Origin of the sequence: Pseudomonas brassicacearum subsp. brassicacearum, assembly GCF_008801605.1 — a bacterium.
GTDB classification, from domain to species: domain Bacteria; phylum Pseudomonadota; class Gammaproteobacteria; order Pseudomonadales; family Pseudomonadaceae; genus Aquipseudomonas; species Aquipseudomonas brassicacearum.
This window is the reverse complement of the sequence record NZ_VZPJ01000001.1, coordinates 50,710-62,045: the sequence shown is the minus strand read 5'-3', so window position 1 is coordinate 62,045 and position 11,336 is coordinate 50,710. Positions and strand designations below refer to the sequence as shown.

The window sequence follows — 11,336 nt, the reverse complement described above, 5'->3', positions numbered from 1 at the left end:
ACTGGCGTCAAGTTATCTGCGTTGCGCTTATCAGGTGGCTGTCCTAATCTCCGAGACAAGGCATTGTGCCAGCAACGACTAGGGGAAAGGGATGTTCACCGAAAACGCACCGGTTCAGGTAGCGAAGGCGTTGCGCGCAGCCTTCAGCACTCGATTCGCATTGGTATGCGGATTGTCACTCTTCATCGTCGGTTGCGCCGTTCCAACAGGGACGGCGCATCTTTTCAAGGTTCAACCTGCTCGTCCCTCGAGCGTCGTCGATAAGCAGTTCGAAGAGGCGGCAGCACTAAAGCTCAAGTGGCAACAAGCCCAGCAGGCCCACGCCGCCCTGGTGAAAAAAGGGGCGACCTCCGCCGACCTCGCTGCTGCCGATGCACAAACGCAGCAAGCAAGAAAAGAATTCCAGGACGCCATCCGCAATTTGAAAGCCGAGCGCCTGCGCATCGATGGCGACATCTTCAGCGCCGATAAAGCTGGCGCTATTCGTAAACCTGACAGCGAGGGCAACGGTGGCGATGTGTTCGCTGTCTATTTGACGGATGCTTACTTTAAGTACCTCAAGGATCTCGGTGGGGTGAACGAAGTCGTGATCGTTGCCGAGTTCACCGAAGTGGGTGGCGAGAATAAAAGCGAAACGGTGACCAAAGTACTCGGGCCTTATCTCGGGGTCGCCGATAACGCCAAGCCGAACCTGCTGAATAAATTGTTGTACGGCCCCAAAAAGCTTGAGTCCGATCACCTGTCGATGAAATTGACTGTCCTGGAATATGACCAGGGCGAGAACGAAGACTCCGCTGCATTTCTCGATTTTATCGGCTCGGCCAGCAAGACATTGTCCCTGGCCAACCCGATAACAGCTGCTGAGCAAGTATTTGCCAAAGAAGTCGCCAAGAGTCTGCTGGCCCTCAACAAAGACGACATTGTGCTGCAGATCGACGTGGATCTGGTGGCTGGCCCCGACGATGAGGCAGTGGAAGATAACGGTTCGGTCTTGGCGCTCAGGCCTGGGAATTATGTGCTGATCAACCAGGAGCGCTGTGCCCCCACCAATTGCTATTTCTATTTGACGAATCGTGGCAATAAAGAGAACCCGCTGGCTTGGCTGGGGGATACGCTGATGCTGGTGCCTACCGCCATGCGGCGCGGTTGGACTGACACGCCAGACGGTACGTCGTTGGAGGACATCCAGGCTGGAGAGATCGAGTACGCCAATCACGGTCTGCAACAGCGCGGCAAGAACGAGACGTTCCTGGACAAGACCTGGGTGTCGTTTGCGGTCCGCAAGGGTGGCGATGACGTGCTCTGGGGACGGCGACGTGCGTTGATCGAGGCAGAGAAAGCCGTCCAATACATCAACAGGCAAGAGACGAGTGCGCTGTTGAAGAGTGCCGACTATGAACGTGCGCGGACGGCCCTGGATGCTGCCCAGCAGGCCGAGCAAGAGAGCCGGAGTGGGATAACGTTCGTTTCCCCCCTGGATGCCAAGGGTCGATTCGCGCCTTCAGCCAAGAACGACTCGTTTTGCCTTACCCACGCCAAGCCGGTCAGCAACCCCCAATATTCGTTCTATCAATTGAACGAGGCTGCTGAGCCTACGCCGATCAAGAGCGTGGCTATTGTTCCGGGTAAATCCACCTCCAGCGTGTCGTGCTTCAGTTATCCCGCAAACACTTTGCTTGCTGGCAAGTATCAATTGGTGGTGACCACGCCCGGGAAGATGATCCCGGTGACCCAGACTGCGGCCTTTGAGATGTTGCCATGAGTTGAAGAGGGGAGCGCAAGTGCTTCGATAGGCAACCCTGGCCGGCATCGTCATGGCGAATAGCAAGCCGGCCAGGGTTGTTTACAACTCAGCGAACAGTCAATTGACGGTGACGTACGGGTCCCAAGTGTTGGTCGGGCCAATCTGGTTCAGGTCACGATCCAGCAGAACGAAGTAGATTTTGTACCAGAGCTTTCCTGCGCTCAGCGCCGTCGATTGCCACATGGTGTACATCACATCGGTTTTGGAAATACCGCCGGGAGCAGCCTTGTTCAGATAGGGCACCACACCGGGGATGTTGAAAGAGTTAGGTTTCGAAATGGTGCCCTTGTAATCACCGCCCTGGTGGGGGTCGCCGATCTCGATGTCCTTGATCAATGCGATGCGGTCGAAGTTGCGCGACAGCGTGGTGGCGCGCCAGCGAATGTTGTCACCAGGGTTTACGTCGAACCACAACTCGTTGCCGCCTTCGCCTTCGCCGGCATTGGTGTTGGCATGGCTGTCGACGGCACCGCGGGTCACCAGCATGGCAATCGCGCCGCCTACGTCTTTGGGGTGGGCGAGCAGGTAATCGGCGTCAACGTTGACGAGCACATCAATGGTTTGGGTCGCTCCAGACATGTTGTTGCTCCTTGAGAGTAATGACATTGACGACCGCCCTTGCAAAGGGGTGTCCGGGCCACCCGGTCCCTGGGTGCGGTCTCGAGAGGAACGATAGGTGATGGCCTTGTAGTGTCAAATTTCCAATTCTTGACGCTGGCGAAACGGAGCGAAGCGCAGCACAACCAAGGCTTTGATTTACCTTTGTCGTGGTCGATCTCTTAATGGGTTTTTGGTTGTTTTCTGAGGGCATCAGTGGACAAAGGCGCACAACCGTTGTCGGTGACTGCTTCTGATCCTGCGGAAGATGGGAGCCATTACCGACCGCGGTTCAGTTGTGGGACTGATTCGCCGTCCAGCGCTTCATCTCTTCGGCAATGAAGTGATGCACCAGGTCGCTGTACATCTTCTCGATGGCGTCCGGGCTCAAACCTTCGGCCTCGGCCCACTTGCGTCGTGTCGCCAGCATGGCCTTGAGACGCTCCGGTGCCTGCACCGAAGTTGCCGATGTCTTGAATTTCGAGGCCGCGAGCACGTATTGATAGCGCTTGCCCAGCAGCGTGATGACCGCCTGGTCGAGGGCATCGATTTCGCGTCGGATGTCCTCCATGTTTGCGCATTGCGAGGGTTGCAACGGGTCCATGCAGTGAGCTCCGCTTGTTGAACAAGACCGGCCCGACGCGAGCCGATCTTCTGATGGAGTTTAGAAGCACCAGTCTTCAGCGCGAACGACACGACAGAAGGCGCCTGCCAGGGTTGCGTTGTGATGGGCGACGATCATTTCTGCCTTCAATTCAGGCGTGTCGGAACAGGTATGACCGTCGGCGATCAGGACCGCGTCGAACCCCAGGTCCCGAGCGGCTCGGCAGGTGCTGTCGATACAATACTGGGTTTTCATACCGGTGATGACCAGGCCTTCAGCAGCGCAAGCCTTTAGCCGCTCTGCCAGGCCTGTCTGGGTGAAGGCGTTGGGGCGATTTTTTTCGAAGATGACTTCATCACCCTCCAACTGCAGTTCCTGCACCAGTTGCGTCAACGGGCTTCCAGGCTCGATGGGCGAGCCAGGCGGGCCTACGTGGCGAACCAGGAAAATCGGTGCGCCAGCCCTCCGGGCCTTGAGCAGCAAGCCATTCAATGTGTCCAGCAACGCTTCGCCGGCCCAGGGTTTATCCGGGCCGTGAAACAACCCAACTTGCATATCGAGAATCAACAGAGCGTGCATGGTGCTTTCCTTGCGTTTGGGCCAGCGACGCAAGGGCAAAAGAAAAGGCCCTTACCATCACTGGCGGGCCTTTGAGATACGTGTGTTATTGGCTCACGACACCTCACGACCCGCCTTGGCGGTCGTGGTTGTGGTGGTCGAGGCAATCTGTGGCAGGTTCATGGTGCTGACAGTAGCTTGCGGCCGTCAGGTTTGGCAAGCGGGTATGTCACCTGCTTGCGAAAGCCGTCGATCGTTCCCACGCTCCTGCGTGGGTACGATCAGGTTGCGGGGCCTGTGGAAGATCGTTCCTCACGCTCCGCGTGGGAATGCCGCCAGGGACGCTCCGCGTTCCGCTTCTGGAGGGTGACGCAGAGCGTCACAGGATGCATGCCCACGCGGAGCGTGGGAACGATCAATTGTGCCGTCGCCGTCTCAACGGTTTAGCCTTCGAGCCCGCGCTGTTCGATCACGCCAAACACATCCGCCACATCCTGCACCAGGATCCGGGCGACGTTGGTGATGGTGTTGATGTCGCTCGATGCCGAATCACGCAGGCTGCTGCACGCCACCAAGGTCAGGTAATCGAGCGTGGCGTGCAGGCGTTCGCTGGCACAGGCGTGGAGTTCGGGGAGTGGGGCGTAGGTGTCGATCAGCAGGACGGGGTGGGTGGTGGCGGTTTGGGTGAGAGGGGTGAAGCGGCTGGATGGTTGATTCGTTGTCATAAGGTTGCACTCATTCGATAGAAAGAATCGCCACCTTTTTGCTGCGAACCAAATGGGTGGCAGTTGCGCGAGGGTTCGCAGACCGAGGAACCAATCCAAAAACTCGGCAGACCCGAAAGTCTCCCGCGCACAACCGCCATAAAATGAACGCAGGCAAGTTTGCCTGAATTTCATTTGACGGTATTCAGATTTGTTCACGCGGGCTGCGAAACCCAGCCACCGGCCAAAGCCAGCGACGCCCCAACTATAGAAGTCGATCCCGGCACCCACAACCGACCTGTAGGACGCACGCTTCCCCTGTGGCGAGGGAGCTTGCTCCCGCTCGGCTGCGCAGCAGTCGCAAAACCGGTGCCTGCGGTATACCTGGCGAAATAAGGTGTCTGGTTTGTGGCCGCTTCGCAGCCCAGCGGGGATAAATCCCCTCGCCACAGAGGTAAATTCCTACGAGATTTTCGGACCGATTTTTGCCGCTACCACTGGAGTGCACGACTTTCTGTGGGAGCAAAGCTTGCTCCCACAGGAACAGTGCTCCCACAGGAGGCTTGCGGCGAGTATCTTCAGATTTTTCTAGCGACAGCCGCGAAAAAAAGCCCTGACATCCTCCGCCAACAACTCCGGCTGTTCCAACGCGGCAAAGTGACCACCGCGAGGCATGACGGTCCAGCGATCCACTTTAAAGCAGCGCTCCACCCAGCTCCTCGGCGGCATAGGCAGTTCGTTGGGAAACAGCGCAACCCCAACAGGCGGTTTCAGCCGTTCACCGTCGTTGAACAGCAACGGCCGCTTGCCACCTTCCACATACTGGCGAAACGACGAGCCGATGCAGTTCGTCAGCCAATACAGCGTGACATTGGTCAGCAACCACTCTCGGTCGATAGCGGGGCTGTCATCGCACCAGGACAGGATCTTTTCCCCCATCCACGCCAACAGTCCCGCCGGTGAATCATTCAGGCCCACCGCCAGGCTCTGCGGCTTGGTTCGCTGAATGTGCCCATAGGCGCCTTCGGCATCGGCAAAGGCAGCAGCGCGTTGCAGGAAGGCCGTTTCTGCCTCGGTCAGCGCAGGCTCGGTTTCGCCAAGGGGAGGGCGATAGGACCCGGGGATGTAATTGAGATGAATGCCCGTCACCCGCTCGGGAAAGCGCACGCCCAGCCACGTCGACACGCCTGCACCAATGTCCCCGCCCTGGCAGCCAAACCGGTCATAGCCCAACCCGCTCATCAACTCACCCCACAAACCCGCCACTTCATACGGCCCCATGCCGGATTGCTGGAACGGTGCGGAAAAGGTGTAGCCGGGCAGCGACGGCACCACCACATCGAAGGCGTCCGCAGGATCACCGCCATGGCGGGCCGGGTCCGTCAGCAATGGGATGATGCGCTGCATCTCGATGAACGAGCCGGGCCAGCCATGGGTGAGGATCAACGGCATCGGCTTCGGCCCGACGCCACGTTGATGAATGAAATGGACCCTTTGCCCATCGATGTGGGTGACAAATTGCGGCAAGCGATTGAGCACCGTTTCCTGGGCACGCCAATCGAACGTGTTCGACCAATAGGCGAGAAGCTCCCGAAGCACATCCATGTCGATGCCTTCGCTCCAGCCTTGGCCGGCCAGGGGTTCTGGCAGCCTTGCGTTCAGCAGGCGGTGGCGAAGGTCCTCAAGGGCGCTGTCGGGGATGTCGATGGAGAAAGGCTCGATGAGCATGCGTGTTTTCGTCCTGATTACCTAACATCTGAAAATGATATGACATGGGTCGCAAAATCATCTTCTACCGGCCGAAATCCGCAGCGCAGGTAAAAGGCTGCGCCCTCCGGCGTGTCTGTAGACAGGCGCACCGCTTGGAACCGTGACGCTGCGTGTTCCAAGAGATGTTCCACCAAAAACCTGCCCACCTTCAGCCCCCTTGAGGTTCGCGTGACATATACCCTTCGTAACCTACCGACACTCGGGGCGGCATAGGGATCACATGAAAGTCCGCCAACAGCAATCAGTTGCCCGTTGTCGAAGACTCCTAGAAAGCACTCCCCAGGTTGATCGAATCGATTGGACCCGTTTCTCCAATCGATGATCAAGCGAGTAAGAAACCTAAAACCCTCTGTAACAGATTCTGCCTCCAGTTGCAGAATCGCTGGAGGAAGTTCTAGCAGTTGCCGTACCGTCAGTGCTCGTACTGATTCAATCACTGGACATTCCTGTGTTGCTTTTAGTTGCCGGCACGACTTGGGCGCAGCTAGTGTAGCCACGATGGCCGTGCTTGATGCTGGACGAGTGCAGCAGATTAAAAATGGAAATATCTAACGAAGGAGTGGTACATGGCACGCTATTTCAAGAGCCCGGACAGTGATCAAGTTGAAGAAGTGGACGCGTTCCAGGTGTTGGCGATCCTGTTCTTGGGCGTGATCTATCTGTTTTTCGCAGGGCTCTGGCGACACTTGTTGATCTGGCTCGGCATCCTGGCGATCGGGCTTGTGGCGGGGCCGTCATGGATGGCAGGGGCAACGGCGCTACTGCATGTCGTCTACTGTTTCATGATCCGCAAGATTGTTGCGCAGGATTATTTGCGCAAGGGTTGGATTGAAGTCGTTGATCCAAAAGTTGTTGCTGGAAATTGAAGGCAAGCGGCTTTGCAGCTCTACGAGCTCTTTACTGGACCCTGTCCATCCCAATCCTGCTGGACCTGAGAAAACAACCAATCAACAAAAACCTGCGTCTCAGCCACCGCATCCCCGGACACCCCGTAGTAATAGCGGGCTAACGGCAGGCGCAACGACGGCAGTGGACAGGTCAGGCGCCCGTTGGACAAATCCCTGCCCAGCAGCGAAGCCGGACACAGCGCCACGCCCAGCCCATCGACGGCGGCCTGCAGCACGAGGTGCATGTGATCGAATTGCAGGGTCGGCGAGTTGTTTAATGACTCGATCCCAGCGTGTTCCGCCCAGTCTTGCCAATCGCTGCTGCGCGTCCTGCCCGACAACAAGGTGTGTCGGGCCAGGTCGTGGATGGTTTCCAATGGCACGCTGTGCAGCAACGACGGGGCGGCGACCAGCAGCAGGTCGTCTTCCAGCAGTACCGTGGGCTGTACATGGGGCGACCAGCCGGCGTGCCCGCGGCGGATGACCACGTCGAACGTTTCCCGTGATGGATCGGGAGGTAGGGTGCTGGTGACGATGTCGGGCTTGATGTCCGGGTGAAGCGCCATGAAGTCGGGCAGTCGCGGGATCAGCCAACGCACCGCGAAGGAGGGGCGTACGTTGATGGTCACTTTGCGCTGGGCAGCGTTGCGCGTCAGTGCGGTGGCGGCGTTGGCGATCTGGGTCAGGGCCTCGCTGACCTGTTCGTAGAAAGCCCGGCCGGCCGGTGTGAGCAAGGACTGGCGGGTTCGACGTTCGAACAGCAGCACGCCCAAGCGCTCTTCGAGCAACTTTACGTGGCGGCTGACGGCACTGTGGCTCACGTGCAGTTCTTCGGCGGCGCGGCTGAAACTCTGGTGGCGAGCGGCAGCGGCGAAGGCGCGGACGGCGTTCAACGGGGGGAGGTTGGCGATCATGTGTCTAATTTAGTCACATATGTAGTGCAATTAAAGCGTTTGTCAGCGTCCCGGTGCCACGCCACCCTGAAGTCCACAGCAATTCGCTTTCAATGTGGAGTGATGCATGGCCGGTTACGGACTTTTTCTGATCCTGGCGACCCTGACGGTGCTCAGCCCGGGCCCCGGTGTGGTGCTGACGATTTCCAATGCCTTACGCCATGGCTGGCGAGGTGCGTTGCCGGGGATCTTCGGGATCGCGTCGGGCGCGTTTATCGTGGCGGGTATCTGCGCCAGCAGCTTGGGGTTGATCCTGGCCGCCTCGGCGACGGCCTTCACGCTTTTGAAATACATCGGCGCGCTGTACTTGTTGTACCTGGGCATCAAGATGTGGCGAACCCAACGCTTCGTGCCCGAACTCACGGCCACGTCCACGCGCCCATGGCGGCGATTCGGCGAGGCGCTGTCGATCCAGTTGCTCAACCCCAAGGCCGGTTTTTTCTTCCTCGCCGTGTTCCCCCAGTTCATCAAGCCGGCGGGTGACTACTACAGCCAGTTCTTCTTGCTGGTGTCGTCCTACAGCGTGCTTGTGGTGCTGGTGCATTCCGGTTATGCGCTGATGGCCAATGGCGCCAGGGGCTGGCTCTCCTCAAGCCAGGGCGCCAGGGTTGTCGGCAAATTCTCGGGCATCACCTTCCTGGGCTTTGGTGTGTTGATGGCGTCTGCCAGCAAATGATGAGTTTCCTCAACGTCGCCCTGTCCGCGTACTGACATCCACCCACACCGCCAGCACCAGAATGCTGCCTTTGACGATCATCTGCCAGTAGCTGTCGACATCGAGCATGGACATGCCGTTGTCCAGGCTGGTGATCACCAGCGCGCCGAGGAGGGCGCCGTAGACCGTGCCGGAGCCGCCGCGCATGGAGGTGCCGCCGATGAAGCAGGCGGCGATGGCGTCGAGTTCACCCATGTTGCCGGCAGAGGGTGAGCCGGCGGCCAGGCGTGCGGTATTGACCACGCCGGCGAGGGCGCACATCACGCCCATGATGCCGAAGATCCACAGCTTCACCGCCTGTACGTTGATGCCGGACAGGCGCGTGGCTTCCATGTTGCTGCCTACCGAATAGACGCGGCGGCCGAACACGGTCTGGCTGGTGACGTAGCTGAACACCCCCAGCAGGATCAGCAGGAGCAGCACCGGCACCGGGATGCCATCGTAGCTGTTGAGGGTATAGACGAACCCGGCCAGCACCGCGCCGATCACCACCACGCGCAACACGTCACGTACCAGGGAGTGGGCCGCGAGGCCATGGAGCGCGCGGTTGCGTCGCTGTTTCCAGGTCAGGAACAGAGTCAGGGCGAACAGCAGGATGCCGAGCCCGGTCCCGACCGTGTGCGGCAAATAACCCTGGCCAACGTAGACCAGTTCCGGTGACACCGGGGCAATGGTGGTGCCGCCGGTCACCCCCAGCAGGACGCCGCGAAACGCGAGCATGCCACCCAGGCCAACGATGAACGACGGGATACGCAGGTAGGCGGTCATGTAGCCGTTGCCCAAGCCAATCACCAAGCCGCACAGGGCTACCAGGCTCAGGTTCGCCAGCAGCGGAATGTGATAGACCACGTCGAGAATCGCCGCCAGGCCACCGAGCAGCCCAAGCAATGAACCCACCGACAAATCGATCTCGCCGCTGATGATCACCAGCACCATGCCGCAGGCAAGGATCCCGGTGATGGACATCTGCCGCAGCAGGTTGGAGAGGTTGCGCGGGGTCACGAACCCACCCTCGGTCTGCCAACTGAAGAACAGCCAGATCAGCGCCACGGCGATCACCAGCGCGAGCATTTTGTAGCGGGAAAACAGCTGTTTGACCTGATTCATCTACGCGGACTTCCGATCATTATTGTTATGGCCATCGGGATGGCTGAGCGCGGCGGCGAGCACCTGTTCCTGGGTCAGTTCGTGGTTGATGAAGTCGCCGCGCAACTGAGCTTCGCCGATCACCAGGACGCGGTCGGAAACCCCCAATACCTCGGCCAGTTCCGAGGACACCATGATGATCGACACGCCTTCGGCCGCCAGCGCGCCCATCAGCTTGTAGATCTCGTACTTGGCGCCGACGTCCACACCCCGGGTCGGTTCATCGAGAATCAGCACGCGGGGTTTGGTCAGGAGCATTTTCGCCAGCACGGCTTTTTGCTGGTTGCCGCCGGAGAGACTGGTGATCGGCAAGAACGGGCTCGCGGTCTTGAGGTGCATGCGCGCGATCTCCTTGTCGATGCTGCCCAGTTCGGCTTCGGCGTCGATGCGCGTCAGTTTCGAATAATTGTCCAGCACCGCCAGGGTGATGTTCTGGCCCACCCCCAGGTCCGGAATGATGCCTTGGCGCTTGCGGTCTTCGGGGACCATGCACAGGCCGGCACGGATCGACTTGAGCGGCGTGCGCGTGTCGATTTGTTGGCCGCCCAGCCAGACTTCACCTTCGTAGCGGCCGGGGTAGGCGCCGAACAGCGCTGACACCAGTTCCGTGCGGCCGGCGCCGACCAGCCCGGCGATGCCGAGGATTTCCCCGCGCTTGAGAACGAATGAAATGTCGTCGACCCGTTTGCGCCTGGGGTTGTCGACGTCGTAGCAGGTGAAGTGGCGCGCCTCGAAAATCACTTCGCCGACGTCATGGGGTTCAGTGGGGTAGAGGTTGCTCATTTCCCGTCCGACCATCTGGGTGATGATCTTCGGGATGCTCATGTCCGCCATGGCGGTGGTGGCGATGTGTTTGCCATCGCGGATCACCGAGATGGTGTCGCAGACGGCGGCCACTTCATCGAGCTTGTGGGAGATGTAGACGCAGGCGACGCCTTTGGCCTTGAGGTCGCGGATGATGTCCAGCAGCACCTCGATTTCCGAACGAGTCAGGGCCGAGGAGGGCTCATCGAGGATCAACAGCCGCGCCTGCTTGTTCAGCGCCTTGGCGATTTCCACCAATTGCTGGTAGCCACCGCCGTACTGCGAAACCGGCAGCGAGACGTTCATGTCCGGCACTTTGAGTTCACGCATCAGGGCTTCGGCGCGGTGGATCATCGCCGGGTAGTTCATGCGCCCGCCGGGCAGCGTGAGTTCGTGGCCCATGAAGATGTTTTCAGCCACCGACAAGTCGGGGACCAGGGTCAGCTCCTGGTGAATGATGACGATCCCGGCGGCTTCGGTTTCGCTGATGGACTGCGCCTTGAGCGGCTGGCCGTCCCAAACAATTTCACCCTCCCAAGTGCCGTAGGGATAGACCGCCGACAGCACCTTCATCAGCGTGGATTTGCCGGCGCCGTTTTCACCGCACAGGCCTACACACTCACCCGGCTTGACCTTGATGTCGATGCCGTTCAGGGCTTTGACACCGCCAAAGGTTTTGACGATGCCGTTCATTTGCAGCAGGTAGTCGGACATGGCAAGGACTCATGAAAAAGGGCTCACACATCAGCAGTGGGGCAGGCAGCCAAGCCATGTGACCTGTGGGAGCGAGCTTG

General features: G+C 59.3%; 12 protein-coding genes. 3 read left to right on the top strand and 9 right to left on the bottom strand.

All coding sequences use genetic code 11. From position 1 onward, the window contains the following. Positions 1-91 precede the first annotated feature (91 nt). Positions 92-1,762 carry a hypothetical protein gene (locus F7R20_RS00275; RefSeq protein ID WP_003201294.1) on the top strand — a complete coding sequence of 557 codons (1,671 nt, stop codon included), beginning with the start codon at positions 92-94 and terminating at the stop codon, positions 1,760-1,762. Between the two features lie 99 nt (positions 1,763-1,861). Here F7R20_RS00275 and F7R20_RS00270 read toward each other — a convergent pair whose 3' ends face one another. From F7R20_RS00270 to F7R20_RS00245, 6 genes are all read right to left on the bottom strand, one after another. Then, positions 1,862-2,383 (bottom strand): AidA/PixA family protein, encoded by a 522-nt coding sequence (locus F7R20_RS00270; RefSeq protein WP_003201296.1) that lies wholly within the window; start codon positions 2,381-2,383, stop codon positions 1,862-1,864. Positions 2,384-2,693: 310 nt separating this feature from the next. Continuing rightward, a complete protein-coding gene (locus F7R20_RS00265) occupies positions 2,694-3,005 on the bottom strand; it encodes an isochorismate lyase (RefSeq protein WP_003201298.1) in 312 nt (103 codons plus the stop codon). Between the two features lie 60 nt (positions 3,006-3,065). Beyond that, positions 3,066-3,584 (bottom strand): isochorismatase family protein, encoded by a 519-nt coding sequence (locus F7R20_RS00260; RefSeq protein WP_003201300.1) that lies wholly within the window; start codon positions 3,582-3,584, stop codon positions 3,066-3,068. A gap of 422 nt (positions 3,585-4,006) precedes the next feature. Beyond that, positions 4,007-4,288, bottom strand: coding sequence for a hypothetical protein (locus tag F7R20_RS00255; RefSeq protein WP_003201302.1), 282 nt, complete (start codon positions 4,286-4,288; stop codon positions 4,007-4,009). A gap of 567 nt (positions 4,289-4,855) precedes the next feature. After that, the gene (locus F7R20_RS00250) at positions 4,856-5,995 is read right to left on the bottom strand and encodes an epoxide hydrolase family protein (protein WP_003201304.1); all 1,140 of its coding nucleotides are present in this window, start codon (positions 5,993-5,995) and stop codon (positions 4,856-4,858) included. A 17-nt stretch (positions 5,996-6,012) separates the two neighbouring features. Then, the gene (locus F7R20_RS00245; protein WP_013693213.1) at positions 6,013-6,474 is read right to left on the bottom strand and encodes a GNAT family N-acetyltransferase; all 462 of its coding nucleotides are present in this window, start codon (positions 6,472-6,474) and stop codon (positions 6,013-6,015) included. A 129-nt stretch (positions 6,475-6,603) separates the two neighbouring features. Here F7R20_RS00245 and F7R20_RS00240 point away from each other — a divergent pair, with 129 nt between their 5' ends. After that, complete coding sequence (locus F7R20_RS00240; protein ID WP_003201306.1) at positions 6,604-6,903, top strand: DUF2628 domain-containing protein; 300 nt, start codon at positions 6,604-6,606, stop codon at positions 6,901-6,903. 20 nt (positions 6,904-6,923) lie between these two features. Here F7R20_RS00240 and gcvA read toward each other — a convergent pair whose 3' ends face one another. Beyond that, positions 6,924-7,838, bottom strand: coding sequence for a transcriptional regulator GcvA (gene gcvA / locus F7R20_RS00235; protein WP_003201308.1), 915 nt, complete (start codon positions 7,836-7,838; stop codon positions 6,924-6,926). A gap of 106 nt (positions 7,839-7,944) precedes the next feature. On the opposite strand from gcvA, the gene F7R20_RS00230 reads away from it, so the two are divergent. Continuing rightward, positions 7,945-8,553, top strand: a complete 609-nt coding sequence (locus F7R20_RS00230) for a LysE family translocator (protein WP_003201310.1) — start codon at positions 7,945-7,947, stop codon at positions 8,551-8,553. 9 nt (positions 8,554-8,562) lie between these two features. Here the strand turns inward: F7R20_RS00230 and F7R20_RS00225 are convergent, their stop codons facing one another. After that, positions 8,563-9,699 (bottom strand): sugar ABC transporter permease, encoded by a 1,137-nt coding sequence (locus tag F7R20_RS00225; RefSeq protein ID WP_003201312.1) that lies wholly within the window; start codon positions 9,697-9,699, stop codon positions 8,563-8,565. After that, positions 9,700-11,256 carry a D-xylose ABC transporter ATP-binding protein gene (gene xylG, locus F7R20_RS00220; protein WP_003201314.1) on the bottom strand — a complete coding sequence of 519 codons (1,557 nt, stop codon included), beginning with the start codon at positions 11,254-11,256 and terminating at the stop codon, positions 9,700-9,702. It lies immediately after the preceding gene. Between the last annotated feature and the right edge of the window lie 80 nt (positions 11,257-11,336).